The sequence below is a fragment of the Streptomyces sp. NBC_00239 genome, assembly GCF_036194065.1.
Classification (GTDB): domain Bacteria; phylum Actinomycetota; class Actinomycetes; order Streptomycetales; family Streptomycetaceae; genus Streptomyces.
This window is the reverse complement of record NZ_CP108095.1, coordinates 6540523-6566899: the sequence shown is the minus strand read 5'-3', so window position 1 is coordinate 6566899 and position 26377 is coordinate 6540523. Positions and strand designations below refer to the sequence as shown.

Annotated in this window: 22 protein-coding genes and 1 riboswitch; of the genes, 7 read left to right on the top strand and 15 right to left on the bottom strand. The window is 72.6% G+C overall.

Annotation, left to right across the window (positions count from 1 at the left end):
* Nucleotides 1-78 precede the first annotated feature (78 nt).
* The 4 genes from OG764_RS28905 to ribD are packed head-to-tail and all read right to left on the bottom strand — an operon-like array spanning nt 79 to nt 3709.
* Nucleotides 79-1362, bottom strand: a complete 1284-nt coding sequence (locus OG764_RS28905) for a bifunctional 3,4-dihydroxy-2-butanone-4-phosphate synthase/GTP cyclohydrolase II (RefSeq protein ID WP_328971356.1) — start codon at nt 1360-1362, stop codon at nt 79-81.
* Nucleotides 1359-2024 (bottom strand): nicotinamide mononucleotide transporter family protein, encoded by a 666-nt coding sequence (locus tag OG764_RS28900; RefSeq protein WP_328971355.1) that lies wholly within the window; start codon nt 2022-2024, stop codon nt 1359-1361. Before OG764_RS28900 ends, OG764_RS28905 begins: the two co-directional genes overlap by 4 nt.
* Entirely contained in the window at nt 2021-2644 is a 624-nt protein-coding gene (locus OG764_RS28895; protein WP_328971354.1) for a riboflavin synthase, read from the bottom strand. The genes OG764_RS28900 and OG764_RS28895 overlap by 4 nt, the downstream gene beginning before the upstream one ends.
* Nucleotides 2645-3709: a bifunctional diaminohydroxyphosphoribosylaminopyrimidine deaminase/5-amino-6-(5-phosphoribosylamino)uracil reductase RibD gene (gene ribD / locus OG764_RS28890; RefSeq protein WP_328973214.1), complete on the bottom strand. Its 1065-nt coding sequence runs from the start codon at nt 3707-3709 to the stop codon at nt 2645-2647.
* A 185-nt stretch (nt 3710-3894) separates the two neighbouring features.
* Nucleotides 3895-4025: riboswitch (FMN riboswitch) on the bottom strand.
* Nucleotides 4026-4294: 269 nt separating this feature from the next.
* Here ribD and OG764_RS28885 point away from each other — a divergent pair.
* The 3 genes from OG764_RS28885 to OG764_RS28875 all read left to right on the top strand — a co-directional run bounded on the left by OG764_RS28885 (nt 4295) and on the right by OG764_RS28875 (nt 8567).
* Nucleotides 4295-6778, top strand: coding sequence for a chitinase C-terminal domain-containing protein (locus tag OG764_RS28885; RefSeq protein ID WP_328971353.1), 2484 nt, complete (start codon nt 4295-4297; stop codon nt 6776-6778).
* An 86-nt stretch (nt 6779-6864) separates the two neighbouring features.
* Complete coding sequence (locus OG764_RS28880; RefSeq protein ID WP_328971352.1) at nt 6865-7758, top strand: RNA polymerase sigma-70 factor; 894 nt, start codon at nt 6865-6867, stop codon at nt 7756-7758.
* Between the two features lie 53 nt (nt 7759-7811).
* Nucleotides 7812-8567: an SDR family oxidoreductase gene (locus tag OG764_RS28875; protein WP_328971351.1), complete on the top strand. Its 756-nt coding sequence runs from the start codon at nt 7812-7814 to the stop codon at nt 8565-8567.
* Between the two features lie 165 nt (nt 8568-8732).
* On the opposite strand, the gene OG764_RS28870 is transcribed toward OG764_RS28875, so the two are convergent.
* Nucleotides 8733-9872, bottom strand: a complete 1140-nt coding sequence (locus OG764_RS28870) for an ROK family transcriptional regulator (protein ID WP_328971350.1) — start codon at nt 9870-9872, stop codon at nt 8733-8735.
* 88 nt (nt 9873-9960) lie between these two features.
* On the opposite strand from OG764_RS28870, the gene OG764_RS28865 reads away from it, so the two are divergent.
* From OG764_RS28865 to OG764_RS28855, 3 genes are all read left to right on the top strand, one after another.
* Nucleotides 9961-11184: an MFS transporter gene (locus tag OG764_RS28865; protein WP_328971349.1), complete on the top strand. Its 1224-nt coding sequence runs from the start codon at nt 9961-9963 to the stop codon at nt 11182-11184.
* Nucleotides 11185-11250: 66 nt separating this feature from the next.
* Complete coding sequence (locus OG764_RS28860; protein WP_328971348.1) at nt 11251-12639, top strand: uracil-xanthine permease family protein; 1389 nt, start codon at nt 11251-11253, stop codon at nt 12637-12639.
* Between the two features lie 193 nt (nt 12640-12832).
* Nucleotides 12833-13495 (top strand): DUF5995 family protein, encoded by a 663-nt coding sequence (locus tag OG764_RS28855; RefSeq protein WP_328971347.1) that lies wholly within the window; start codon nt 12833-12835, stop codon nt 13493-13495.
* A 140-nt stretch (nt 13496-13635) separates the two neighbouring features.
* Here OG764_RS28855 and OG764_RS28850 read toward each other — a convergent pair whose 3' ends face one another.
* The 4 genes from OG764_RS28850 to OG764_RS28835 all read right to left on the bottom strand — a co-directional run bounded on the left by OG764_RS28850 (nt 13636) and on the right by OG764_RS28835 (nt 18403).
* Nucleotides 13636-15330, bottom strand: coding sequence for a flavin monoamine oxidase family protein (locus OG764_RS28850; protein WP_328971346.1), 1695 nt, complete (start codon nt 15328-15330; stop codon nt 13636-13638).
* Nucleotides 15331-15391: 61 nt separating this feature from the next.
* On the bottom strand, nt 15392-16189 hold the full coding sequence (locus tag OG764_RS28845) for a carbon-nitrogen hydrolase family protein (RefSeq protein WP_328971345.1): 798 nt from the start codon (nt 16187-16189) through the stop codon (nt 15392-15394).
* 236 nt (nt 16190-16425) lie between these two features.
* A complete protein-coding gene (locus tag OG764_RS28840) occupies nt 16426-16881 on the bottom strand; it encodes an Lrp/AsnC family transcriptional regulator (RefSeq protein WP_328971344.1) in 456 nt (151 codons plus the stop codon).
* Nucleotides 16882-16891: 10 nt separating this feature from the next.
* Nucleotides 16892-18403, bottom strand: a complete 1512-nt coding sequence (locus tag OG764_RS28835; RefSeq protein WP_328971343.1) for an amino acid permease — start codon at nt 18401-18403, stop codon at nt 16892-16894.
* A 428-nt stretch (nt 18404-18831) separates the two neighbouring features.
* Here OG764_RS28835 and OG764_RS28830 point away from each other — a divergent pair, with 428 nt between their 5' ends.
* The gene (locus tag OG764_RS28830) at nt 18832-19899 is read left to right on the top strand and encodes a GDSL-type esterase/lipase family protein (protein WP_328971342.1); all 1068 of its coding nucleotides are present in this window, start codon (nt 18832-18834) and stop codon (nt 19897-19899) included.
* A gap of 99 nt (nt 19900-19998) precedes the next feature.
* Here the strand turns inward: OG764_RS28830 and OG764_RS28825 are convergent, their stop codons facing one another.
* The 6 genes from OG764_RS28825 to OG764_RS28800 form a co-directional block, all read right to left on the bottom strand.
* The gene (locus OG764_RS28825) at nt 19999-21447 is read right to left on the bottom strand and encodes a GuaB1 family IMP dehydrogenase-related protein (protein WP_443056251.1); all 1449 of its coding nucleotides are present in this window, start codon (nt 21445-21447) and stop codon (nt 19999-20001) included.
* A gap of 330 nt (nt 21448-21777) precedes the next feature.
* The gene (locus OG764_RS28820; protein WP_328971341.1) at nt 21778-22338 is read right to left on the bottom strand and encodes a barstar family protein; all 561 of its coding nucleotides are present in this window, start codon (nt 22336-22338) and stop codon (nt 21778-21780) included.
* Nucleotides 22335-22820, bottom strand: coding sequence for a ribonuclease domain-containing protein (locus OG764_RS28815; RefSeq protein WP_328971340.1), 486 nt, complete (start codon nt 22818-22820; stop codon nt 22335-22337). Before OG764_RS28815 ends, OG764_RS28820 begins: the two co-directional genes overlap by 4 nt.
* 111 nt (nt 22821-22931) lie before the next feature.
* Nucleotides 22932-23987 carry a sugar-binding transcriptional regulator gene (locus OG764_RS28810; protein WP_328971339.1) on the bottom strand — a complete coding sequence of 352 codons (1056 nt, stop codon included), beginning with the start codon at nt 23985-23987 and terminating at the stop codon, nt 22932-22934.
* 157 nt (nt 23988-24144) lie between these two features.
* Nucleotides 24145-24831, bottom strand: coding sequence for a ribulose-phosphate 3-epimerase (gene rpe / locus OG764_RS28805; protein ID WP_328971338.1), 687 nt, complete (start codon nt 24829-24831; stop codon nt 24145-24147).
* Nucleotides 24832-24897: 66 nt separating this feature from the next.
* Nucleotides 24898-26364 carry an RsmB/NOP family class I SAM-dependent RNA methyltransferase gene (locus OG764_RS28800; protein WP_328971337.1) on the bottom strand — a complete coding sequence of 489 codons (1467 nt, stop codon included), beginning with the start codon at nt 26362-26364 and terminating at the stop codon, nt 24898-24900.
* Between the last annotated feature and the right edge of the window lie 13 nt (nt 26365-26377).

Here is a 26377-nt window from a genome sequence, read left to right as displayed (position 1 = left end):
GCTCTCCTCGGTTCCTTGCGTGATTCCGTGCTTCTGGGTGGACGGTGTCGTTCCGGGGCGTGGCGCCCCGGGGTGGTGCTACTGGTTGCCGCAGGCCGAGACGGCCGTGGGGGATTCCAGCCAGGGCAGGTCGTGGCCCATGCGGTCGCGCTTGGTGCGCAGGTACGTGAGGTTGTGCTCGCCGGCCTCGACGGGCATCGGCTCGCGGGCCGCGACCCGGACGCCGTGGCGGTCGAGGGCGTCGGACTTCTCCGGGTTGTTGGTCATCAGGCGGACGCTGTGGACGCCGAGGTCGACGAGGATCCGGGCGCCGGCCCCGTAGTCGCGGGCGTCGGCGGGCAGGCCCAGTTCGAGGTTGGCGTCCAGGGTGTCGCGGCCGCGTTCCTGGAGCTCGTACGCGCGCAGCTTGGACAGCAGGCCGATGCCCCGGCCCTCGTGGCCGCGGAGGTAGACGACGACGCCGCGGCCCTCGGACGTGATGCGTTCCATGGAGGCGTGCAGCTGGGGTCCGCAGTCGCAGCGCAGCGAGTGGAAGATGTCGCCGGTCAGGCATTCGGAGTGCATGCGGACCAGCACGTCCTCGCCGTCGCCGAGCTCGCCGTGGACGAGGGCGACGTGCTCGACGCCGTCGACGGTGGAGCGGTAGCCGTACGCGGTGAACTCGCCGAACGAGGTCGGCAGGCTGACCTCGGCCTCGCGGCGGACGGTGGGTTCGGCGCTGCGGCGGTAGGCGATCAGGTCCTCGATGGAGATGATCGTCAGGCCGTGCTTGCGGGCGAAGGGGATCAGCTCGGGCAGCCGGAGCATGACGCCGTCCTCGCCGGCGATCTCGACGATCGCGCCGGCCGGGCGCAGGCCCGCCAGGCGGGCGAGGTCGACGGCGGCCTCGGTGTGGCCGGGGCGGACCAGGACGCCGCCGGGCTTGGCGCGCAGCGGGAAGATGTGGCCGGGGCGGACGAAGTCCGTGGCGTCGGTGGTGCCGCTCGCGAGGAGCTGGAGGGTGGTGGCGCGGTCGGAGGCCGAGATGCCGGTGGTGACGCCGTGCGCGCCGCTCGCGTCGACGGAGACGGTGAAGGCGGTCTGCATCGACTCGGTGTTGTCGGCGACCATCTGCGGGAGTTCGAGCCGCTCCAGCTCGTCCCCTTCCATGGGGGCGCAGATCAGGCCGCGGCACTCGCTCATCATGAAGGCCACGATCTCGGGGGTGGCCTTCTCGGCGGCGATGACCAGGTCGCCTTCGTTCTCGCGGCTCTCGTCGTCGACGACGACGACCGGGCGGCCGGCGGCGATGTCGCGGATGGCCTGTTCGACGGGGTCGAGCCGGAAGGTCTCGTCCAGGTCCGGTACGGGCTTGAGAGTCATGCCGCCGCTCCTTCGAGAGCCGGGGAGGTGGAGGGGGTGCTGGGCGTACGGGAGCGCTGGTACCAGTCGTAGGCGCCCCAGACGACGAGCGCGCCGTAGACGACGTAGACGAGGCCGGAGAAGGCGTAGCCGTTGGCGAAGGCGAGGGGCACGCCCACCGCGTCGACCAGCAGCCAGGCGAACCAGAACTCGACCATGCCCTTGGCCTGGGCGTACATGGCGACGACGGTGCCGACGAACACGTACGCGTCGGGCCAGGCGTCCCAGGAGAGGGTCGGGAAGGCGGTGAAGAGTCCGCCGACGGCCAGGGTGCCGAGGGCGGCGGCGCCGATCAGGTACGCGCGCTCGCGCCAGGTGGCGAAGCGCACGGCGAGGGAGCCGTCCTGGGCCTGCTGCCGGCCGCGGGTCCACTGGAGCCAGCCCCAGGTGGCCACGAGGACGACGACGACCTGCTTGCCGGCGCTCCCGGAGAGGTGGCCGGCGGCGAAGGCGACGAAGAGGATGGCGCCGGACAGGAGCTGGACGGGCCAGGTCCATATGGAGCGGCGCCAGCCGAGGGCGAGGGCGATCAGGCCGGCCGTGTTGCCGATCATGTCGGCCCACTTGATCTGCTGCCCGACGACGGTGAAGGCCTCGGAGTTGAGCCAGGTCAGGGCGCTCATTCCGCGCTCTCCTTCGCGTGCAGCGGGTCCACGCCGGCGGCGAGCAGGCGCTCGACGTACTTGGCGAGGACGTCCACCTCCAGGTTGACGGGGTCGCCGGCCTGCTTGATGCCGAGGGTGGTCAGCGCGAGGGTGGTGGGGATCAGGCTGATGGTGAACCAGTCCGCGGCGGCCTCGACCACGGTCAGGCTCACCCCGTCGACCGTGATGGAGCCCTTCTCGACGACGTACCGGGAGAGCTGCCGCGGCAGCGAGACCTTGACGATCTCCCAGTGCTCGGAGGGGGTGCGGGAGACGATGGCGCCGGTGCCGTCGACGTGGCCCTGGACCAGGTGGCCGCCGAGGCGTCCGCCGAGCGCCATGGGGCGCTCCAGGTTGACGCGGGAGCCGGCGGTGAGCGCGCCGAGGCTGGAGCGCTTGAGGGTCTCGGCCATCACGTCGGCGGTGAACTCGCCGTCCGCGGTCTCCACCACGGTCAGGCAGACGCCGTTGACGGCGATCGAGTCGCCGTGCTTGGCGCCCTCGGTGACGACGGGCCCGCGCAGCCGGAAGCGGGAGGCGTCCTCGAGCTCCTCGACGGCGGTGACCTCGCCCAGTTCTTCGACGATTCCGGTGAACACTCAGTGCTCCTTGGGGGCGGTGGTGGGGACGGCGGTGATGCGCAGATCGGGGCCGGTGCGCACGGTCTCGGTGATGTCGAGGCGCAGTGCGTCGGCGATCGTGGTGATCCCGGCGTCGGCGAGGGCGGCGGGGCCCGCGCCGAGCAGGACCGGGGCGAGATAGCCGACGACCTTGTCGACTGCTCCCGCGGTGACGAAGGCGCCGGCCAGGGTCGGGCCGCCTTCGAGGAGTACGGAGCGGACGCCGCGCGCGTACAGGTCGCGCAGCAGGGCGTCCACGGAGATCCCGTGGGCGTCGGACGGGAGCCGGGCCACCTCGACGCCGGGGAGGTGCCGGGTGTCGGCGTCCTCGGCGACGGCGACGAGGGTGGGTGCGGCCCCGTCCAGGACCCGGGCGCCGGGCCGGATGGTGGCGCGGGTGTCGAGGACGACGCGCAGCGGCTGGCTGGCGCCCTCGACGCCGCGGACCGCGAGGTGCGGGTCGTCGGCGTGCAGGGTGCCGGAGCCGACGACGACGGCGTCGCAGGCGGCGCGCAGCCGGTGGACGTCGGCGCGGGACTCGGGGGAGCTGATCCAGCGGCTGGTGCCGTCGGCGGCGGCGATCCGCCCGTCGAGGGTGGCGGCGTACTTCCACAGCACGTACGGGCGGCCGAGGCGGACCGAGGTGAGCCAGGCGGCGTTGCCCTCGGCGGCCTCGGCTTCCAGGACCGCGGCCTCGGTCTCGACGCCGGCTGCGCGCAGGGTTGCGGCACCGCCGCTGGCCTGCGGGTTCGGGTCGGAGACGGCGTAGACCACGCGGGTGATGCCGGCCTCGATGAGGGCCTGCGCGCAGGGGCCGGTGCGGCCGGTGTGGTTGCAGGGTTCGAGGGTGACGTAGGCGGTGCCGCCGCGGGCCCGGTCGCCGGCGGCGCGCAGGGCGTGCACCTCGGCGTGCGGGCCGCCGGCCCGCTCGTGGAAGCCTTCGCCCACGACGGTGCCGGCGGCGTCGGTGACGACACAGCCGACGACGGGGTTGGGGCTCGTGGAGCCGAGGCCGCGGGCGGCGAGCGCGATGGCTCGGCGCATGGCGTCTGCGTCGGCGTGGTTGTGGCCCACCGGGTCCTCCTGCCTCAATCGGGCACGGACTCCGGGGCCTGTCGGGATACGACAGATGAAGCGGGCGCACGCACGGGGACGCCGAGGCCGAAGACGCGCTCCACCTGCGAAAACGCTGGTGAAACGGCTACAGCGGCGTACCTGTGACCGGCCCGCCGCGCACTGCCTCCCATCCGGACTTTCACCGTCGGTCCAGGAATTTCACCTGGTCAACCGGCCGCTGGCTGCGGACGGGTCGCGGACTATAACCGCCGGTTCGGAATTACACCGACCCCGGAGTGCGCTGCTTCTGGTACTTACAGGCCAGTGTGCCACGCCTGATCCACACCCATGCGGGTGACCGGCTGTGGCCTGGGTCACAACCGGACGCATTCAGGCAGGTTGCATCCGACCAATTCGGCTTTGGTCCAGACCTATTGACGGCGTGGTCTAGTCCTCTTAATGTCTGCTTCACATTCCCGGGAGACAGCCCGTCAGGTGTGCGCACATCTGGGGCCTACAGCACCGCCCTTCAGTTCGTTGTGTCCTGCCAACCTCCCTTCCCCAGGAGGCACAATGCTGTCCCCCACACGCACGAGAGCCACGCTGATGGCAGCCGGAGCCGCGGTCGCGGGTCTGTTGTTCAGCTCGCTCTCGGCGGGCATCTCACACGCCGCCGACAACGAGAGCTGTCGCCCTGACGGCCTCTACAAGACGTCGGGCGTCGACGTCCCCTATTGCTCCGTCTACGACGCCGAGGGCCGCGAGAAGATGGGCGCCGACCACCAGCGCCGCGTCATCGGCTACTTCACCGGCTGGCGCACGGGCAAGAACGGCGAGCCCGCCTACCTCGCGAACAACATCCCGTGGAACAAGGTCACCCACCTCAACTACGCCTTCGCCCACGTGGGCGGCGACAACAGGATCTCGGTCGGCGCCGACGGCCCGAACAATGCGGCCACCGGCATGACCTGGCCGGGTACCGCCGGGGCGGAGATGGACCCCGGTTTCGCCTACAAGGGCCACTTCAACCTGCTGAACAAGTTCAAGAAGCAGTACCCGAACGTGAAGACCCTGATCTCGGTGGGCGGATGGGCCGAGACCGGCGGCTACTTCGGTGACGACGGCAACCGCGTCGCCTCCGGCGGCTTCTACTCGATGGCCACCAACGCCGACGGCTCGGTCAACCAGGCGGGCATCGACACCTTCGCGACCTCCTCGGTCGACTTCATCCGCAAGTACGGGTTCAACGGCGTCGACATCGACTACGAGTACCCGACCACGATGAAGGACGCGGGCAACCCGCTCGACTGGCAGCTCTCCAACGCCCGCCGCGCGGGCCTGGTCAAGGGCTACGCCGTCCTCATGAAGACGCTCCGCGAGAAGCTCGACCGCGCGGGCGCCGCCGACGGCAAGCACTACCTGCTCTCCGTGGCCGCCCCGTCCTCCGGGTACCTGCTGCGCGGCATGGAGACGTTCCAGATGCAGCAGTACCTGGACTACGTCAACATCATGTCCTACGACCTGCACGGCGCCTGGAACGAGTACGTCGGTCCGAACGCCTCGCTGTTCGACGACGGCAAGGACGGCGAGCTCGCCGCGGCCGGCGTGTACGGCAGCCAGCAGTACGGCGGCATCGGCTACCTGAACACCGACTGGGCGTACCACTACTTCCGCGGTTCGATGCCGTCGGGCCGCATCAACATCGGCCTGCCGTACTACACCCGCGGCTTCAAGAACGTACAGGGCGGCACCGACGGCCTGTGGGGCAAGGCCCCGGCCACCACGTGCCCGGCCGGCGCGGGTCTGACCAAGTGCGGTGACGGCGCGGTCGGCATCGACAACCTGTGGCACGACAAGGACACCAACGGCGCCGAGTCCCCCGCGGGCTCCAACCCGATGTGGCACGCCAAGAACCTGGAGAAGGGCGTCGTCGGCGACTACGTCACCAAGTACGGCTTCCCGGCGGGCACCGCGCTGACCGGCACCTACGCCCGCAAGTACGACGCGACCCTGGTCGCGCCGTGGCTGTGGAACGCGCAGAAGAAGGTCTTCCTCTCCACCGAGGACGAGCAGTCGGTCGCCGCCAAGGCGGACTACGTGGTCGACCGCGGCATCGGCGGCACCATGGTGTGGGAGCTCGCGGGCGACTACTACTGGAACGCGGCCAAGGGCCAGTACGAGATGGGCGACACGCTCACCTCGCTGATGTACGACAAGTTCAAGGCCGCCGCCCCGTACGGCGCGAAGAAGGCAGGCGGCGCGCTGCCGGCCCAGGCGGTCGACGTGAAGGTGGAGTTCACCGACTTCAAGCTCGGCGACTCGAACTACCCGATCACCCCGAAGATCAAGATCACCAACAACACGAAGACCGCGCTGCCCGGCGGCACCGAGTTCCAGTTCGACTACGCGACCGCCGCCCCGAACAATGCCTCGGACCAGTCCGGCTTCGGCACCAAGGTGATCACCAGCGGCCACACCGGCAGCAACGTCGGCGGCCTGAAGGGCGACTTCCACCGCGTCTCGCTCAAGCTCCCGGCCTGGCAGTCGCTGGCCCCGGGCGCCTCGGTCGACGTGGCCTTCAACTACTACCTGCCGGTGTCCACGCCCTCCAACTGGACCGTGAACATCTCCGGCACCTCGTACGCCCTGGCCGGCGACCTGGCGCGCGGCACCACCCTGGTCGAGCCCGGCACGGGCGGTTCGACCGGTGGCACCACGGGCGGCACCACCGGCGGTACGACCGGTGGCACCACCGGCGGCACCACCGGCGGCACCACGGGTGGCACCACCGGCGGTACGACGGGCGGCACCACGGGTGGGACCACCGGCTCGACCACCGGCGGTACGACGGGCGGCACCACGGGTGGGACCACCGGCTCGACCACCGGCGGTGGCGGCACCTGCGCCAACCCGCCGTACGTGGCCGGCAGCATCACCAACGGCGGCACGGTCGTCTCCCACAAGGGCCACAACTGGAAGGCCAAGTGGTGGACCCAGAACGAGGAGCCCGGCACCACCGGACAGTGGGGCGTCTGGGAGGACCTCGGCGCCTGCTGACCAGCTGAGCACCCCATGACGTGACGGGAGGACCCGGTGGCCCGGCGGCCACCGGGTCCTCCCGCGTCGTCTGGCACCCTCGATGCGTGATCACAGGGGATGAGGACACCGACCGGTTCGAGGAACACCGCCCACGGCTCTTCGGCATCGCCTACCGGATGCTCGGCTCGGCCGACGAAGCCGAGGACACCGTCCAGGACGCCTACCTGCGCTGGCGGGCAGCCGACCGGGCGGCCGTCGAGCACCCGGGGGCCTTCCTGGCCAAGACCGTCACCCGCCTCTGCCTGAACCGCCTGGACTCGGCCCGGGCCCGCCGCGAGCGGTACGTCGGCCCCTGGCTGCCGGAGCCGGTGCTCACCTCCGACGGCACGCTCGGCCCGCTGGAGTCGGCGGAGCAGCGGGACGGGGTGTCGCTGGCCCTGCTGGTGCTGCTGGAGCGGCTCACTCCGGTGGAGCGGGCGGTGTACGTGCTGCGCGAGGCCTTCGGGTACGGCCACCGGGAGATCGCCGGGCTACTGGAGCTGACCGAGGCGAACTGCCGCCAGCTGTACCGGCGGGCGGCCCAGCGGGTGGCCGCGCCGCAGCCGCGGTTCCAGGCCGACCCGGGGCAGTGGCGGGGCCTGGTCGACACCTTCCTCTCGGCGGCCCGCGACGGGGACGTGGCCGCGCTGGAGCGGCTGCTGGCAGGCGACGCGGTGTACGTCTCAGACGGCGGCGGGAAGGTCGGCGCCGCCAGGCGGCCGGTGTACGGCCGGGATCGGGTGGCCCGCCTGCTGGCAGGGCTGCTGGCCAAGTACGGCGCCGGGCTGGAGTTCGGCTTCGCCGAGGTCAACGGGGCTCCGGCGGTGCTGGTCGGGGCGGGCGGCCAGGTGGCCGGCGTCCTCGTCCTGGAGGTGGCGCGGGGGCAGGTCGCCGGGGTGCGCGCGCAGGTCAACCCGGACAAGTTGGGGTTCGTACAGAAGCAGCTGTCACGTTCCTGAGGGCCGTCCGGTCTCAGCTGGGGAAGACGCCCACTGCAGGAAGGACCGGAACCATGAGCACCATTCTCGTCACCGGAGGCACCGGAACGCTCGGCGCGCCCGTCGTCGCGCGGCTGCGCGCGGCGGGCCACGAGGTCCGCGCCCTCAGCCGTCGCTCGTCCTCCTTCCCGGTGGACCTGACGGACGGCAGCGGGCTGGACGCCGCGCTGGCGGGCGTCGACACCGTCGTGCACTGCGCGAGCAGCACGCGGCAGTCGGGCAAGGGGGACGACGCGGCCGCCGGGCACCTGATCGGCGCCGCCCGGCGGGCCGGGGTCGGGCACCTCGTGTACATCTCGATCGTGGGGGTCGACGTCGTGCCGTTCGGCTACTACAAGACGAAGCTGAAGGTCGAGCGGATGCTGGAGCAGTCGGGGCTCGGCGTGACGATCCTGCGGGCCACCCAGTTCCACGACCTGGTCGCGATGGTGACGGACATGCTGGCGAAGCTGCCGGTGGTCCTGGTGCCCGCGGTGCCGGACCAGCCCATCGCGGTCGAGGAGGTCGCGGACCGGCTGGCGGAGCTGGCGGCGGCCGCCCCGGCGGGCCGGGTGGCCGACCTCGGCGGACCGCTGACCGAGAACCTGCCGGACCTGGCCCGCCGCTACCTGCGCGCCCGCGGGAGCCGCCGCCCGGTGGTCCCGGTCCGGCTGCCCGGCAAGACCTTCCGGGCCTTCCGGGCCGGTGGCCACCTGGCGCCCGTCGGCGCGACGGGCAAGCGCACCTTCGACGAATTCCTCCACGACCGCGCCACGGCCGGCACCGTCTGAGCCGTACGCGCGAGCGGGCGGCCGGGCGGCCCGGCACCGAAGCCGTGCGCGCGGGCCGTGCGTGCCAAGCCCTGCGCGCGGGCCGCACAGACCGGGCCCGTAATGCACACCGGGCCCGTATGCACCGGGCCCGCACGTGCGGCCAAGCCGGCTCGTACGCGTGCGCTACGCGGGGCCGAAGAGGGCGTCCTGGGCCGCGTCGCGGGCCAGCAGCCGGGCGCCGGCCAGGACCGCCGGGCCGCCGAGCGCGGTGGCCCGGACCTCGGTCGGGACCGGAGTGAGGGTGAGGAGACGGGCGGCGACCCGCGCGGCGAGCGCGTCGCCGCCCGCGAGGCCGAGTTCCCCGCCGAGCACCACGCACCCGGGGTCGAGCACGGCGGCGACGGCCGCGGCGCCGACGGCCAGCCGCTCGGCGAGCGCGTCGAGGAAGTCCGGACCGGCCGCGCCCGCCACCGCCTGCTCCGGCGGTCCCGCGAAGCCGTGCTCCCGCGCCAGCCGGGCCACCGCCGCCCGGCCCGCCAGCGCGTGGAAGCCGCCGTCGCAGCCGGTCGCGGACGGCAGGCCGCCGGTGCCGGGCACCGGCAGGAAGCCGATCTCGCCCGCCCCGCCCGAGGCCCCGCGCCGCAGCCGCCCGTCGAGCACCACGGCGGCGCCGACCCCGGCGCCCAGCCACAGCAGCACGAACGAGTCGACGTCGCGCGCGGCTCCCAGCCGCTGCTCGGCCACGGCCGCGAGGTTGGTCTCGTTCTCGACCCGGACCGCCGCGGGCAGCCGCCGCTGGAGCAGGGCCACCAGTTCCCGGTGCCACCCGGGCAGCCCGGCCGTGTCGCGGAGTTCGCCGGTGGCCGGGGCCACCAGGCCGGGCGCGCCGACCACCACGGTGTGCAGTTCCCCGGCGCCCGCCGCGAGGGCCGTGCGTTCCAGTACGGCCACCGCGTCCTCGGCGGTGCCCGCCGGGAGCTCGGCCTGGGCAAGCGGGTTGCCGAGCAGGTCGGTGATGACGGCGGTCGCGCTGTCGGTGCGCACGTCGAGGGCCGCGAGGTGGGCGCGGCGGGCGACGATGCCGTACACCCGGGCGTTGGGGCCTCGGCGCTGCTCGCCGGACTCCCCCACGACCTCGATGAGTCCGGCGTCGGAGAGCCGTTCCACGAGGTCGGCGACGGACGGCCGGGACAGCCCGGTGAGCGCCTTGAGTTGGGTCGCCGTCAGGGGTCCTTCGTCCTGGAGGAGGCGCAGCGCCAGCCGGTCGTTGATCGCCCGGGCGGTACTCGGAGAGGCGGCCGTACTCGGGGAGGGAGATGACATCGCACGCACGCTCCAGAACCTATCGGGTGGCCCCGCGGGTCCGTTCGAGGGGTTAATTATCAGGCAGGCTTCCTGATAGTTTACGTCCATGACAGGGGAACCCGACATCACCCCGCGGCGACTGCGCCGCGCCCGCTTCGCCATCGCCGCCGTCTTCTGCGTCCACGGCGCGGTCACCGGAAACTTCGCCACCCGCATCCCGTGGATCCAGGACCACGCCTCGCTCGGCGCGGGCTCGCTGGGCCTCGCGCTCGCCTTCCCCGCCGTCGGCGCCGCCCTGGCGATGCCGCTGGCCGGGCGGGTCAACCACCGGTTCGGCGCCCGGACAGCGCTGACCGGCCTGCTCGCGATGTGGACCCTGGCCCTCGCCCTGCCGAGCCTGGCCCCCGGTCTGCCGGCGCTCTGCCTCGCCCTGTTCGCCTACGGGGCCGCCGCCGGCATGTCCGACGTGTCGATGAACGCCCTGGGCGTCGAGACCGAGAACCGGCTGGGCCGCTCGATCATGTCCTCCCTGCACGGCATGTGGAGCGTGGGCGCCCTGCTCGGCTCCGCCGGCGGCACGCTCGCCGCGCACACCGGCACCGACGCCCGGCTGCACCACCTGGTGGCCGCCGTGCTCCTGACCGGCCTGGGCCTGCTCGCCTGCCGCGGGGTGCTGGACCTGCGCAGCGCCCCCGACGAGGAGCCGCCGCCGCGTTTCGCGCTGCCGCCGCGCTCCGCGGTGCTCATCGGCGCGATCGGCTTCTGCGCGGTCTTCGCGGAGGGCGCGAGCCTGGACTGGTCCGGGGTCTACCTCCAGGACGTCCTGCACACCGATGCCGGGCTCGCGGCCGCCTCGACCACCGCGTTCGCCCTCACCATGGCGGTGGCCCGGCTCGCCGGCGACAAGGTGGTGGACCGCTTCGGGGCGGTCCGCACGGTCCGCACCGGCGGGGTGCTGGCCACCGTCGGCGGCGTGCTCGTCGTCACCGTCCGGCACCCGGCCGCGGCGCTCACCGGCTTCGGGCTGATCGGACTCGGCATCGCGGTGGTCGTCCCGCTGGCCTTCGCCGCCGCCGCGCGCAGCGGCCCGGCCCCCGCCCAGGCCATCGCGGGCGTCGCGACCGTCACCTACACCTCGGGGCTGATCGCGCCCTCCGCCATCGGGGCCGTGGCGGACGCCACCTCCCTCGTGATGTCCTTCGCGCTGGTGACCGCACTCGCCTTCGCGCTGATCATCGGAGCGTCGGTGCTGCGCGCGGGCCGGCACACCGGCCCGTCCGGGCGGCCCTCACCCGCCAACCGGGACGAACCCGCCGGAATCCGGCCGTAGGAATCCGACCGTAGGATACGGCTGGCCGCGCCGCGGCCCCATACGACCGGCGAAACGGAGTGGAACATGCGCCTCGGCGTGGGCTGGACCCTGCACGGCGACGGGCGGACCCCCGCCCCCGGAGCGGTGGTGCGGCCGGACGAGCGGCTGTCGTGGCCGCGGACCGCGGGGCTCGGCGCCCAGCACGTCGTGGCCATGTTCGGCGCCAGCTTCGTGGCCCCGGTCCTGATGGGCCTGGACCCGAACCTCGCCATCATGATGTCCGGCATCGCGACGGCCATCTTCCTGCTCGCCACCCGCGGCCGGATCCCGTCCTACCTGGGCTGTTCGCTCTCCTTCGTCGGCGTGGCCGCGGCGATCCGGGCCTCCGGCGGCGACAGCGCGACCGTCACCGGCGCGGTGTTCGTGGTCGGCGGCGCGCTCCTGCTGTCCGGTCTGGCCGTGCAGCGCTTCGGCGCCCGCATCATCCACGCGGCGATGCCGCCGGTGGTCACGGGCGCCGTCGTGATGCTGATCGGCTTCAACCTCGCCCCGGTCACCGCGTCCACCTACTGGCCGCAGGACCAGTGGACGGCCCTGCTGACCATGCTGTTCACCGGCCTCGCGGTGGTCTGCCTGCGCGGGTTCTGGTCCCGCATCGCGATCTTCCTCGGCCTGGTCTTCGGGTACGGGATCTCCTGGCTGTTCGACCGGATCTTCGGCAGGATCCATTCGCCGCTGGGCGGCCCGGAGGCCGTCGACCACTGGCGCCTGGACCTCTCGGGCGTCGCCGAAGCCGACTGGATCGGCCTGCCGTCCTTCCACGCGCCGGCGTTCGAGTGGTCGGCCATCCTGGTCGCCCTGCCCGTGGTGATCGCCCTGATCGCCGAGAACGCCGGCCACGTGAAGGCCGTCGGCGAGATGACCGGCGACCCCCTCGACGACAAGCTGGGCACCGCGATCGCCGCCGACGGCGCGGCCTCGATGCTCTCGACCGCGCTGGGCGGGCCGCCGAACACCACGTACTCCGAGAACATCGGCGTGATGGCCGCGACCCGGGTCTACTCGACCGCCGCGTACTGGGCGGCCGCCGGCTTCGCCCTGCTCTTCGGCCTCTGCCCCAAGTTCGGCGCGGTGGTCGCCGCGATCCCGGGCGGCGTCCTCGGCGGCATCACCGTCATCCTGTACGGCATGATCGGCCTGCTCGGCGCCCAGATCTGGCTGAACGGCCGGGTGGACCTGCGCAATCCGCTGAACCTGGTGCCGGCCGCGGCGGGCATCATCATCGGCGTCGGCGGGGTCAAGCTGCAGATCTCCGACAACTTCGAGCTCGGCGGCATCGCGCTCGGCACCATCGTGGTCATCACCGGCTACCACGCCCTGCGGTTCTTCGCCCCGGCCCACCTGAAGGAACAGGAACCCCTCCTGGACTCCGGCACCTCCGCCTACGACGCCGCCGACCGCGACCCGTCCTGACCGCCCGGCCCGCGGGAACGCCCCGCCGGCCCGACCGCCCCGCCCGACTGCCCGGCCTGACCGCCCGGCCCGACCACCCCGCGCGGCCCCGGGAGGCGGGGCGGGCAAGGGGCGGTTCCGCACATTCGCCCGAACCGGGGAAGCGCGCCGCCAAGTTCCCCGTACCGGGGCCGTCTGCTGCGAACCTGCGTGCATGGATGCCGTACTCGCGCGGATGCGCGCCCTCGACGAACGGCTGCCTCCGCACGACGGCGTGGCGGTCTTCAACCGCGTGTACCTGGCGGTGACCGAGGAACTGCAACGGCGGATCACGACCGGCGAGTTCCCGGTCCGCCGCACGGCCGCGACCCTCGCGGCCCGGTTCGCCGACCGCTACCTCTCGGCGGTGGAGGCCGCCGCCGAGGGCCACCGCACCCCCGCCTGCTGGCGGCCGCTGTTCCAGTACCGCCGCCATCCCGGCGTCCGGCCGCTCCAGCACGCCCTGGCGGGCATCAACGCGCACATCGGCCACGACCTCGCCCTCGCCGTGGTCTCCACCTGTCACGCGCTGCGCATCGATCCGCCGGGCCTGGAACGGGACTTCGACCAGGTCGGCGAGACCCTGATCACGCTGGAGGAGCGGATCCGCGAGGAGCTGATGCCCGGGCCCGACCTCCTGGAGATCGCCGACCCTCTGACGCACCTGCTCGGCTCGTGGAGCCTGCAGCGCGCCCGCGACGGCGCCTGGGCCGCGGCCCGCCTGCTGTGGACCCTGCGCGGCTCCCCCGACCTGGCCGAGGAGTTCGCCTCGTCGCTGGACTCCGGCGTGGGCCTGGTGGGCCGCTGCCTCCTGGTCCCCGCGCAGCGCTCCCGCTGACGCCGGGCGCCGCCTCCGGGCCGTGACCGCGGCCGCCGGCTCAGGTCACCGGAATCGGGCCGATCGGCTCCGGGCACGGGAACGGGCCGCCACCGCGCAGGCTCCTGCGCGCGGTGACGGCCCGGATCCGGGGCCGGGACTCAGTCCTCGGGCAGCTCGACCGGGGCGATCTCGTCGTAGAGGTCACCGGGGCCGGGGTTGGTGGCGTCGGTGGCGCCGCCGAAGTGGTGCATGACGCCCCACACGGCGTTCAGCGCGGTCTGCACGGCGCCCTCGGCCCAGCCCGCCGTCCACGAGATGTCGTCGCCGGCGAGGAAGATGCCGCGCTTGTCCTCGGGCAGCCGGTCCTGCATGAAGTGGGTGAACAGGCGGCGCTGGTACCGGTAGTGGCCCGGCAGGTTCGCCTTGAACGCGCCCATGAAGTAGGGCTCGTTCTCCCAGCTCACGGTCACCGGGTTGCCGATGATGTGACGGCGGATGTCGACCTTGGGGTAGATCTCGCCCAGCGACTTGAGCATGACCTCCATCCGCTCGCTCGCGGACAGCGGCAGCCACTTCAGGCTGTCGTCGCACCAGGTGTACGACAGGCAGATGACGGCGGGCTTGTCCGGCCCGTTGTCGAGGAGGTACGTACCGCGCGTCATCCGGTCGGTGAGCGTCATGCTCATCACGTCACGGCCGGTCTCCTCGTCCTTGTCCAGCCAGAACGGGCGGTCCACCGGGACGAAGAGCTTCGAGCTCTCCATGTAGTGGGTGCGCTCCATCGCCGTCCAGTGGTCGATCGGGAACAGCGTGTCGTCGCACTCGATCTTGGACAGCAGCATCCACGACTGCGCGGTGAAGATCGCCGCGCGGTAGGTGCGGATGTCGCCGGAGGCGTCGGTGACGGTGATGCGGTTGCCGGCCGTGCGGTGCAGGCGGGTCACCGCCGGGCGCGGGGTGCCGTCGTGCAGGGAGGACAGCGAGGTGCCCTGGGCCCAGTGGACGATCTTCTCCGGCTCGCGCTCCCACATCCGCAGCGGCAGCTGCTGCGAGCCGCCCACGATGCCGCGGTGGTGGTCGTCGGCCTCGGTGTAGACGACGCGGAGGATCTCCAGGATGGAGTTCGGGAAGTCGGTGTCCCAGCCGCCGGTGCCGAAGCCGACCTGGCCGAAGATCTCGCGGTGCCGGAAGGACTTGAAGGCCTCCGACTTGCAGAGGAACCCGTAGAAGGTCTCGTCGTCGAGCTTCTCGACGAGCTTCGCCCAGATCTCGCGGATGCGCGGGACGTCCCGCTCGCGCATCGCGGTGTTCATGTCGGAGAAGTCGGCGCCCTCGTCGAGGCAGGCGTTCCACGCGGCGGACACGTCGCGGTAGACCTGCGGGAGGTCGGCGATGGTCTCGGCGTAGTGCGTCTCGCCCTTGAGGTCGACGACCGTCGACGGCGTGGCCTCGGCCAGCGGGTTCGGGAACGGCTCGGTCTTCAGGCCGACCAGGTCGATGTAGTGCTGCAGCGCGGTCGAGGACGGCGGGAAGCGCATCGCGCCCATCTCCGCGATCAGCTCGCCGGCCTCCGGCCCCTCGAAGCCGACGGTCCGCAGCCGCCCGCCGATCTGGTCCGCCTCGTACACGACGGGCTTGAGGCCCATCTTCATGAGCTCGTACGCCGAGATGATCCCGGACAGGCCACCGCCGATGACCGCGACCTCGGCGCCGTGCTCGGTCGCGGGTATCTGCCCGAGACCGGCCGGGTGGGCCAGGAAGTCGTCGTACGCGTACGGGAAGTCCGGGCCGAACATCGTGATCGGCGGCTGGCCGTCGGTGTGCGGGACAGCGGTGGGGACCGTGGACGTCATGGGGGTACGGCTCCTTGCGGGCAGGGGAGGGCGGAAGACGGCGGAGGGGGGCGGGGGTGGGTCAGACGAGCGAGGCGTAGAGCCCGGGCCTGCGGTCGCGCAGGTACGGGTTGTTCTCCCGCGAGGCGGCCAGCAGCTGCGGGTCGACCTCGCCGAACACCATTTCCTCCCCGCGTCCGGCGCGGGTCCGGGTGACCCCGTCGGGGCTGGCCAGACAGCTCAGCCCGACGAACTCGAACTCACCCTCCGGACCGGTCCGGTTGACGTACGCGATGTACATCTGGCTCTCGAAGGCCCGTACCGGGACGAGCTGCTCGGCGACGAACTGGAACGGGTGCATCTGCGCGGTGGGCACCACCAGCAGATCGGTACCGGCCAGCGCGTGGGCGCGGACGTTCTCCGGGAACTCGACGTCGTAGCAGATCATGATCCCGACGGTGAGCCCGCCGAGCTCGGCCTGGACGACGGGCACCTCGCCGGCCACGAAGCTGTCCTGCTCGAAGCAGCCGAACAGGTGCGTCTTGCGGTAGTTCGCGAGCTGGACCCCGTCGGCGCCGATGAGCTGCGCCGAGTTGTACACGTCCTCGCCGTCGCGCTCCGGGTAGCCGTACAGCACGGCGATCCCGTGGCGGCGCGCGATCTCGCCGATCGCCCGCGCGGACATGCCGTCGTTCGCCTCGGCCAGTCGCGGCACGTCCTCGCCGATCGCGTACCCGGTGAGGAACATCTCCGGGCTCACGAGCAGCCCGGCACCGGCACCCGCGGCGCGCTCGGCCGCCTGTTCGAGCACCTTCAGGTTCTCGGCGACGTCACCGAGCCGTCCGGAGCTCTGAAGCAGTGCGGTGCGCAGCTGGGGCATGAGCGACCTCTGAGGCGTGAGGGGGTTTTGTGGGGACCTTTAGACCGTACGGTGCACCCTCGGACCCGGACAAGGCGCGACCATTGCGCTCTGCCGAACGATTCGTTGCGCGTTTCACGCCCGAAACGTCGATTCGTTGTCCGGCTCCGCCGGCGGGCGCCTCCGTGGTCCCGTCCACAGGACACCACCCGCCCCGCCGCCGCAGGGCGCGGGGCGGGGAAAGGGGGGGATGAGGCCTAGCCCGGAGCCCCCGACGTGAAGCGCCTCAGCAGCGGTGACAGGACCAGCACCGACTTCGTGCGTTCCACGAACGGCTCGCCGGCGATCCGCTCCAGCACGCGTTCGAAGTGCCGCATGTCGGAGGCGAAGATCTGGACGAGGGCGTCCGCGTCGCCGGTGACGGTCGACGCGGACACCACCTCGGGGTAGCGCTCCAGACCGCGCCGGATGTCGTCCGGCGAGGTGTTGTGGCGGCAGTACATCTCGATGTAGCCCTCGGTCTCCCAGCCCATCGCGGCCGGGTCGACGCGGACCGTGAAGCCGGTGATGGCCCCTTCGGCCCGCAGCCTGTCCACGCGCCGCTTGACCGCGGGCGCGGACAGGCCGACCTCGGAGCCGATGTCCGCGTAGGAGCGGCGGGCGTCCTCGGCGAGGGCGTGGACGATGCGTTCGTCGAGATCGTTCAGTCGCACAGCGGGTGGATCACTTCTCTTCGGCGGCCTCCATGACCGCGAGGGTATCGGCGGCGGCGGTGGCCAGGCTGGAGCGGCGCATGCCGTACAGGAAGTAGATCACGAGCCCGACCGCCATCCAGCCACCGAAGTACGCCCAGGTGATGGCGGGCAGCTTCCACATCAGCCAGCCGCAGAAGAGGAAGCCGAGGATGGGCGTGACCGGGAACAGGGCGACCCGGAAGGTCCGGTTCATCTCCGGGCGGGTGTAGCGCAGGATCACGACGGCCACGTTGACCAGGCCGAATGCGAAGAGGGTGCCGATGCTGGTGGCGTTCGCGAGCTCGCCGAGGGGGATGGTGGCCGCCAGCACGCCGCAGAAGAGGCACACGATGACGGTGTTGATCCGCGGCGTACCGCTCTTCGGGTCGACCTTGGCGAAGACCTTGGGCATCAGGCCGTCGCGGGCCATCGCGAACAGGATGCGGGTCTGACCGTAGAGCACGGCGAAGACGACGCTCGCGATGGCGACGACGGCGCCGGCGGCGAGGACGACGCTCCAGAAGCTGTGGCCGGTGACGTCTTCCATGATCTGGGCCAGCGCGGCGTCGGTGCCCTCGAAGTCCTGCCACGGCATGGCGCCGACGGCGACGAGGGCGACCAGGCAGTACAGCGCGGTGACGATCACCAGCGAGAGCATGATCGCGCGGGGCAGGTCCTTCTTCGGGTTCTTGGCTTCCTCGCCGGCCGTGGAGGCCGCGTCGAAGCCGATGTACGAGAAGAACAGCATGGAGGCGGCGGTGCTGATGGCCGTGACGCCGAGCGGGGCGAGCGGCGTGTAGTTGCCGGCCTTGATGCCCATGAAGCCGATGACGCAGAAGAGCACCAGCGTGACGATCTTGACGCCGACCATGATCGAGTTCACCCGGGCGCTCTCCTTGGCGCCGCGCAGCAGGAAGACCATGCAGAGCAGCACCACGACCAGCGCGGGGGCGTTGATGTAGCCGCCCTCGCCCAGCGGGGCCGAGAACGTCTCGGGGATGGTGATCCCGATCGTGCCGTCGAGCAGTTCGTTGAGGTATTCGCCCCAGCCGACCGCCACCGCGGCCACCGAGACGCCGTACTCCAGGACCAGGCACCAGCCGCAGACCCAGGCGACGAACTCGCCCATGGTGGCGTAGGCGTACGAGTACGAGGAGCCCGACACCGGTATGGACCCGGCCAGCTCGGCGTACGACAGCGCCGAGAACAGCGCCGTCAGGCCCGCGACGATGAAGGCGATCCAGACGGCCGGACCGGCGACCGGGGTCGCCTCGCCCAGGACCACGAAGATGCCGGTGCCGAGGGTGGCGCCGATGCTGATCATCGTGAGCTGCCACATGGTGAGCGAGCGCTTGAGCGCTCCGCCGTCACCCTGGCCGCCCTCGGCCACCAGCTGCTCGACCGGCTTGCGCCGGAACAGCGGATTACGGGAGCCACCCGGCGTCGCGGACGAAGCAGGCGAAGCGGGCGCAACGGGTGGCGCCTGGCCGTGATCCAGCACGAAGGGACTCCTAATCACTGCGGGGAGAGGGGGTTGGCATCGACCACGACGATCCGAGCGGGGCCGGACCTGACGAGGGCAGGGACGAGCCGGGGGGACCGCGAGCAGGGCGGTCGCGCCACTCCACGTACAGCGAGTGAGCCTACGAGCTGGGGGTTCCCGCCCGTAATGCACCATCCTTGCATATTCATGCACGATCATTGCGCGCATCCGTCCGGAATGGTCCTTTGTTGCGCACGGTCGTTCGATCTATGCGTGGTCTGGACCAAACGGCCTTACTTGACACCTCGTCAGATCTGCCGCAAGGTGCGCCCGCCGGCACACCACCGCGTTCGTGCTCTTTGCCGTTTCCCGCCCATGGCCGCGCCCCGCTCTGGGCAGACCTTGGGGGCGTGGAGGTTCCCGCATCCGACGACCGGAGGAGACCGATGACCAGGGAGGGGCACAGCGCCGCGACCGAAGCCGGCCCGGCCGCCCGGCACGACACGGCAACCGAACCGGGTCCCTGGCTGGACCCGCTGCCCTTCCTGCGCGGGGTGGCGTGGCTGGAAGGCGGCCGGGTGGTGCGGGCCGACCCGGCGGACTCCATGCGGCTGCCCTGGGACACCGGGGAGCGGGCCACGCTGCCCATCGGGGTCCGCCTGGAGTTCGAGGCGGCGCCGGCCGCCCGCGCGGTCGAGATCCGCTACCGGGCCACCGTCCCCGGCCCCACGGACGCCCTGCGCGACCTCGCGCACGTCTTCGCGCTCTGGAACCGGCACGGCATGCTGCACGAGCTGTTCACGGACCCCGCCGAGGAGTCCGTGGTACGCATCGCCCTGCCGCCCGGCCTGGGGCCGTACACGATCCACCCGCCGGAGACCCAGTCCCCGCTGGTGCTCGGGATCCGCGGGATCGGCGGGCCGGTGCTGCCGCCCGCCGCCGCACCGCGCTGGGTGGTGCACGGCGACTCGATCACCGAGGGCTGGTGGTCCACCCGCCCGGCCCACGGCTGGCCGTCCGTGGCCGGCCGGGCACTCGGCCTGGACACGGTCAACCTGGGGTACGCGGGGGCCGCGCGGGGCGAGCTGCCCACCGCCGAGCAGCTCGCGACCCTGCCGGCCGACCTGATCACGCTCGCCTTCGGCACGAACTGCTGGTCGCGGATCCCGTACTCGGTCCCGCTGCTCTACGAAACGACCCGGACCTTCCTGGAGCTGATCCGCCAGGGCCATCCGCAGACCCCGCTCCAGCTGGTCTCACCGGTGCTGCGGCCGGACGCCGAGGCGGTCCCCAACCGGCTGGGCGCGACCCTCGGCGAGCTGCGGGCGGCGATGGAACGGGCCGTACGGGAGCGGATCCTCGCCGGCGACCGACGCCTGGCCCTGCTGCCCGGTCTGCCCCTGCTCCGCCCGGAACACCTGGCGGACGGCCTGCACCCGAACGACGAGGGCCACGCCGTACTCGGCGCGGCGGTGGCCGAGTCCCTCCGCAAGGAGGGGTTCACCGAGGGCTAGGGGGTGTCTGTTGGGCCCCCGGAAAGGCCCGTGGCCCCCGTCCGGACAGGACGGGGGCCACGGGTCTCTGCACAGAGTCGCTACGGCGAGCGCGGGCGACTAGCTCCAGCTGGCGTGGAGCGGCTTGCCCTCGGCGTAGCCCGCCGCGGACTGGATGCCGACGACGGCCTTCTCCTCGAACTCGGCGAGCGAGCCGGCACCGGCGTAGGTGCAGGAGGAGCGGACACCGGCGATGATCGAGTCGATGAGGTCCTCGACGCCCGGACGCGCGGGGTCCAGGAACATCCGCGAGGTGGAGATGCCCTCCTCGAAGAGCGCCTTGCGGGCGCGGTCGTACGCGGACTCCTCCGACGTGCGGTTGCGCACGGCGCGCGCGGACGCCATGCCGAAGGACTCCTTGTACAGGCGGCCGTCGGCGGACTGCTGGAGGTCGCCCGGGGACTCGTAGGTCCCGGCGAACCAGGAGCCGATCATGACGTTGGAGGCTCCGGCGGCCAGCGCCATCGCGACGTCGCGCGGGTGGCGGACACCGCCGTCGGCCCAGACGTGCTTGCCGTGCTTCTTCGCCTCGGCGGCGCACTCGAGCACCGCGGAGAACTGCGGGCGGCCCACGCCGGTCATCATGCGGGTGGTGCACATGGCGCCGGGGCCCACACCGACCTTGATGATGTCCGCGCCGGCGTCGATGAGGTCCTTGACGCCCTCGGCGGCGACGATGTTGCCCGCCACGATCGGGACCTGCGGGTCCAGGGCGCGGACCAGCTTGATCGCGCTGATCATGGATTCCTGGTGGCCGTGCGCGGTGTCGATGACGAGCGTGTCCACGCCCGCGTCGAGCAGCTGCTTGGCCTTGCCCGCCACGTCGCCGTTGATGCCGACGGCGGCGGCGATGCGCAGCTTGCCGTTGGCGTCGGTGGCGGGGGTGTAGAGGGTCGCGCGGAGCGCGCCCTTGCGGGTCAGGATGCCGACGAGCCGGCCGTCCCCGTCCACGGCCGGGGCCAGCTTGCGGTGGGCGGCGTCGAGCTGGTTGAACGCCTCGCGCGGGTCGATGTCGGCGTCGAGGAGCAGCAGCTCCCTCGACATGACCTCGGACAGCTGCGTGAAGCGGTCCACGCCGGACAGGTCGTGCTCGGTGACGACACCGACCGGGCGGTTGTCCGCGTCGACGACGACTCCGGCGCCGTGCGCCCGCTTGGGCAGCAGGGAGAGCGCGTCGGCGACGGTCTGGGTGGGCGCCAGCGTGATCGGGGTGTCGAGCACGTGGTGGCGGGTCTTCACCCAGGAGATGACGTCGGTGACGATCTCGATCGGGATGTCCTGGGGGATGACGACGATGCCGCCGCGGCGGGCGACGGTCTCGGCCATCCGGCGGCCCGCGATCGCGGTCATGTTGGCGACCACGAGCGGGATGGTGGTGCCGGTGCCGTCGGGCGCGGAGAGGTCGACGGCCTGGCGGGATCCCACCGCGGAGCGGCTGGGCACCATGAACACGTCGTCGTACGTCAGGTCGTACGGCGGCTTGAGGTCATTGAGGAAACGCACGTGCAGAACATCCCAGTCGATCGGAGGTAACCCGGTCACCCTCAGCCGGGCAGCCGAGGAAAACGCACGTACTTCATTCTCCCACGACCCGTCCCGGTTTCGGCCCGGGCTGATCGTCCAGGACGGGCCGGACCGGTTGGTCCGTTCCTACGGATCCTTGGTCCCGGCGGGCGGGCGCGGCGGGCGGAAGCAGCAGGCGGAGCAGCGGGCGGGAGCGGCGGGCGGGCGGAGCAGACGGAGCATGACACGCACCGGATCCAGGGATCCGCTGACGCGCGGGGGCCGGGCCCGTAAGGGTGGCTGCGAGGACCCGGTCGAGGGAGAGACAGGACCGGCTCAGATCGCCCGGCCGCGGCCCTCGCGCCCCGGTTCGGCGATCAGCACGGCCAGCCCCGGCTCTCGGTACCGGCCGGGCCGCCCTGCCCCCGGGACCGCCTCCGGCACCGGTTCCGCCTCCGCCACCGCCTCCGTCGCCCGTTCCGCCTCGGCCTCCGTCACCGCCGCTTCCGGCTCGGCCTCCGCCGCCGGCCCGGCCTCCGCGGTGGCGCCGTGCCCCGACGTGCCGCCCGGCGCCGACTCCCAGTACTCCGCCGCGCTCTCCAGCACCTCCCGGAAGACCTCCCAGTCCTGCGGCCGGGCCTGCGCGTAGCCGCGCCATTCGGTGACCGCGAGCAGGACCCGCGCGTCCTGCGCGGGGAACCAGGACGGGTCCGTCAGCACGTCGGCGAGCGCGTCCCAGTTCCGCCCGAACCACTGCGGCAGCTCCAGGGCCCGGGCGCACCGCTCCATGAGCGCCGCCTTCGTGCGCACCCCGTCCAGGTCGAGCACGACCACGGTCCGCCCGGCCTCCCGGGCGGCCGCCAGTGCGGGGGCGAGCGGCTGAGGGTCCAGGGTCATCGGAGAACCGCCTTGAACGTCTTGTAGTGGTCGCCCGTGTAGTAGAACTCGCCGCCCTGCCCGGTCACGATCCGCCGCGCCCCGCGCGTGCGCACGCCGGGGGTCTTCACCGTGTACTCGTGGTAGTAGCCCCGCTCGTGACGGGGCAGCACCCGTTCGAAGTTCCCGAAGACGGTGCCGTCCTGCCGGTACGGGTAGGGCCCGCCCCGGTCGATGAGGCGCAGGGTTTCGCGTCCCTGCGGCGGGAGTTCGTCCTCCCGTACGGTCCGCATGCCGCGGGCCCAGCCGGGGATCGTGGCCCCGCCGGGCCGGGTGGCGCTCGGCGCGGCCGTCCCGGTGGCCGTTCCCGTCCCGGCGGTCCGGTCCGTGGCCGGCGCGGACGTGCCGCCCGCGCAACCGGCCGCGGCGGCCACCAGGGTGACGCAGAGGAACACGGCGCCCAGCGCCCGCAACAACTGCAAGGGCAGGTTCCGGAAGATCATGGTCCCGATGCTGCCAAACATCCCCCGCCGCCGCGAACGGTCGGCACGGCGGGCCCGCCGTCCGGCCCGCTCCCCCGCGACCGACGACGACCCACGCCCGCTCCCGCTCCCCTACTCCGTGATGCTGTCCGGGTCCGCCCGCTCCAGCGCCGGCCGCAGCCCGGGCGCCGACTCCGTCAGCAGGTAGTCGGCGACGGCGGTGTCCGTGACGAGGCTGGTGACCAGTCCGGAGCGGAGCACCGCGCCGATGGCCGAGGCCTTGCGCAGGCCGCCCGCGATGGCGACGACCTCGGGGATGCGGCGCAGCCGGTCCGCCTCGACGGTGATGCAGCGCTCGCCGAGGTCGCGGCCGACCCGCCGGCCTTCCGTGTCGAAGAGGTGCGCGGACATCTCGGCGGCCACGCCGAGCGAGGCGTAGTGGGCGCGCTCCTCGTCGGTGAGCATGTCGTGCACGGTGGAGATGCCCGGCTCCCAGGAGCCGATGGACACCGCGGCGACGGTCACCTTGTCGAAGTACTCGAAGGCGCGCGCGATACCGGTCTGGTTGCGCAGCGCGGCCGCGGTCGCGGGGTCGGGCAGCAGCATCGGCGCGTAGATCGGGTGCGCGTCGCCGCCGGAGACCTGGGCGGCCCGGCGTACGGCCTCGACGGAGCCGCGCTCGGCGGTGCCCGCGTCGTACACGCCGGTCAGCTGGACCACGGTGCACGGGGGCAGCCGGTGCAGGGCCGCGGCCATGTGGATGGTGGAGCGGCCCCAGGCCAGGCCCAGCACGTCGCCTTCGTTGACCAGCTCGCCGAGCAGGTCGGCGGCGACGGCGCCGAGGTTCTCCGGGTCCGGGGCGTCCTCGGCCGCGTCGGCCGGGGACTCCACGACGACCGCGTGCCGCAGCCCGTACCGGGCGCGCAGCGCGTCGGAGCGCTCCGCGTCCAGTTCGGCGGGCACCCGGATCTCGATCCGTACGAGGTCGCGTTCCAAGGCGGTCTCCAGGACCCGGGCCACCTTGAATCGGCTCACGCCGAACTCCTCGGCGATCTGGATCTTGGACTTGCCCTCCAGGTAGAAGCGGCGGGCCATGGCCGCCGCCTGCACCAGCTCCGCGGGTCCCATCCGCAGGGCTGACCGACCCGCCGGTACACCAGACACCGCGATCTCCTCACTGCTGTTCACACTCTCGACTCGCCGTTCATCCTGTCAGATCCGGCGGCCGTTGATCAGCCCGGACAGCTCCCGTTCATCGAGCTGTTCACCGAGCCTTCTTCTGAGTCGTACCAAGGGGTCCGGGCGCCTCGGGGGGCCCGGGCGCCCCGAGGGTCCCGGGGGCCCCTCAGTGCGCGCAGGCCCAGGGCGCCGCGGCGATCGCCGCCCCCGCCTGCTCGCGCAGCGTGCGGACGGCCGCGGCCGGGTCCACCGCTCCGTAGACCGCGCTGCCCGCGACGAAGACGTCCGCGCCGGCCTCCGCGCACCGCTCGATCGTCGTGGCCGAGACCCCGCCGTCGACCTGGAGCCACAGTTCGAGGCCGTGCTTGGAGATCAGCTCACGGGTGCGGCGGATCTTGGGAAGCATGACGTCCAGGAACGGCTGCCCGCCGAAGCCCGGTTCGACGGTCATGATCAGCAGCATGTCCAGCTCGGGGAGGATGTCCTCGTACTGCTCGATCGGGGTGGCGGGCTTGAGGGCCATGGAGGCGCGCGCGCCCTTCGCCCGGATCTCCCGCGCCAGCCGGACCGGGGCGCCGGCGGCCTCCGCGTGGAAGGTGACCGAACCGGCTCCCGCCTCGACGTACTGAGGAGCCCAGCGGTCCGGGTCCGCGATCATCAGGTGCAGGTCCAGCGGGATGTCCGTGGCCCGGCTGAGCGACTCGACGATCGGCATGCCGAGGGTCAGGTTGGGGACGAAATGGTTGTCCATGACGTCGACGTGCAGCCAGTCCGCGCCCTCCACCGCCTTCGCCTCTTCGGCGAGTCGGGAGAAGTCCGCGGACAGGATGCTGGGATTGATCTGAACGGCCATGCCCCCAAGCGTGCCATGCCCGTTGCGGCTTCCCGCCCCGGCCCCTCGACTCCGTGTACGGACCCGCTACGCGGTCCGCCGCAGCAGGGCCAGGTACATCGCGTCCGTGCCGTGCAGATGGGGCCACAGCTGGATGTCCGGGCCGTCGCCGAGCCCCGGGACACCGCCGAGGAGCGGGCGGGCGTCGATCCACTCGGCGGAGATCGGCTGGGCGCCGCCGCGGCCCTTGAGGACGTCCTCCACGACCACGCGGGTCTCGGCCAGGTGCGGGGAGCAGGTGGCGTAGCCGACCACGCCGCCGACGCGGACCGCGGACAGCGCCTCGCGCAGCAGGCCGCGCTGGAGCGGGGCGAAGCCGTCCATGTCCTCGGCCCGGCGGCGCCAGCGCGCCTCGGGACGGCGGCGCAGCGCGCCCAGGCCCGAGCAGGGGACGTCCATCAGGACCCGGTCGAAGGAGCCGGGCAGCCACGGCGGGCGGGTCCCGTCGGCGGCGATGACCTGGTACGGGCCGGGGTTGCCGGCGAGCGCCCGCTCGACCAGGCGGGCCCGGTGCGGCTGCTTCTCGGAGGCCAGCAGGGCGGCGCCGCGCTGCGCGGCGAGCGCGGCGAGCAGGGCGGCCTTGCCGCCGGGGCCCGCGCAGCCGTCGAGCCAGCGCTCGTCGCGGCCTTCGAGGGGGGCGTTCGCCAGGGCCATGGCGACCAGCTGGCTGCCTTCGTCCTGGACGCCCGCGCGGCCTTCGCGCACGGCCTCGATGGCGCCGGGCTCGCCGCCCTCGGCGAGCCGCACCGCGTACGGGGACCAGCGCCCGGGCAGCGCCGAGTCCTCGCCGACGGCGGTCAGCAGTTCCTCGGCGGTGGCCCGGCCGGGCCGTGCCACCAGGGTGACCTCGGGGCGCTCGTTGTCCGCTTCGAGGAGGTCCTCGATGCCGGCCCGGCCGCCGCCGAGCGCGTCCCACAGCGCGGAGACCACCCAGCGGGGGTGAGAGTGGACCACGGCGAGGTGGTCCTCGGCGTCCTTCTCGTACGGCGGCGCGACCTGCTCCAGCCAGCCGTCGAGGTCGTGGGCGGCGATCTTGCGGAGCACCGCGTTCACGAACTTGGCCCGGCCGTCGCCGAGGACCACGCGGGCCAGCTCCACGCTCGCGGACACGGCCGCGTGGGTGGGGATGCGGGTGCCGAGGAGCTGGTGCGCGCCGAGCGAGAGCACGTCGAGCACCGGCGGGTCCACCTCCCGCAGCGGACGGTCGATGCACGCCTTGATCACCGCGTCGTACGTGCCCTGGCGGCGCAGCGTGCCGTAGACCAGCTCGGTGGCCAGCGCCGCGTCCCGGGCCTCCCACTTCCCGCCCTTCGCCTCGGCGGCCTCCCGGGCCTTGCGCAGCAGCGGGGGCAGCACGAGGTTCGCGTACGCGTCGCGCTCGTCCACCGCCCGCAGGGCCTCGAAGGCGAGGATCCGTACGGGGTCCTTCTGGGGACGGCGGTACGGCTTTCCGCCCTGCTGGGCGGCGGGACGGCGACGAGGCTGCTGTGTCACGTGAAAGGTGCTC

Excerpts from the sequence above, each read along its gene's own strand:
- OG764_RS28820 (WP_328971341.1), bottom strand. The coding sequence starts at position 22,338 with ATGACCCTGGACCCTCAGCCGCTCGCCCCCGCACTGGCGGCCGCCCGG.
- OG764_RS28900 (WP_328971355.1), bottom strand. The coding sequence starts at position 2,024 with ATGAGCGCCCTGACCTGGCTCAACTCCGAGGCCTTCACCGTCGTCGGG.
- OG764_RS28815 (WP_328971340.1), bottom strand. The coding sequence starts at position 22,820 with ATGATCTTCCGGAACCTGCCCTTGCAGTTGTTGCGGGCGCTGGGCGCC.
- OG764_RS28830 (WP_328971342.1), top strand. The coding sequence starts at position 18,832 with ATGACCAGGGAGGGGCACAGCGCCGCGACCGAAGCCGGCCCGGCCGCC.
- OG764_RS28885 (WP_328971353.1), top strand. The coding sequence starts at position 4,295 with ATGCTGTCCCCCACACGCACGAGAGCCACGCTGATGGCAGCCGGAGCC.
- rpe (WP_328971338.1), bottom strand. The coding sequence starts at position 24,831 with ATGGCCGTTCAGATCAATCCCAGCATCCTGTCCGCGGACTTCTCCCGA.
- OG764_RS28870 (WP_328971350.1), bottom strand. The coding sequence starts at position 9,872 with ATGTCATCTCCCTCCCCGAGTACGGCCGCCTCTCCGAGTACCGCCCGG.
- ribD (WP_328973214.1), bottom strand. The coding sequence starts at position 3,709 with ATGCGCCGAGCCATCGCGCTCGCCGCCCGCGGCCTCGGCTCCACGAGC.
- OG764_RS28865 (WP_328971349.1), top strand. The coding sequence starts at position 9,961 with ATGACAGGGGAACCCGACATCACCCCGCGGCGACTGCGCCGCGCCCGC.
- OG764_RS28905 (WP_328971356.1), bottom strand. The coding sequence starts at position 1,362 with ATGACTCTCAAGCCCGTACCGGACCTGGACGAGACCTTCCGGCTCGAC.
- OG764_RS28855 (WP_328971347.1), top strand. The coding sequence starts at position 12,833 with ATGGATGCCGTACTCGCGCGGATGCGCGCCCTCGACGAACGGCTGCCT.
- OG764_RS28860 (WP_328971348.1), top strand. The coding sequence starts at position 11,251 with ATGCGCCTCGGCGTGGGCTGGACCCTGCACGGCGACGGGCGGACCCCC.
- OG764_RS28845 (WP_328971345.1), bottom strand. The coding sequence starts at position 16,189 with ATGCCCCAGCTGCGCACCGCACTGCTTCAGAGCTCCGGACGGCTCGGT.
- OG764_RS28850 (WP_328971346.1), bottom strand. The coding sequence starts at position 15,330 with ATGACGTCCACGGTCCCCACCGCTGTCCCGCACACCGACGGCCAGCCG.
- OG764_RS28875 (WP_328971351.1), top strand. The coding sequence starts at position 7,812 with ATGAGCACCATTCTCGTCACCGGAGGCACCGGAACGCTCGGCGCGCCC.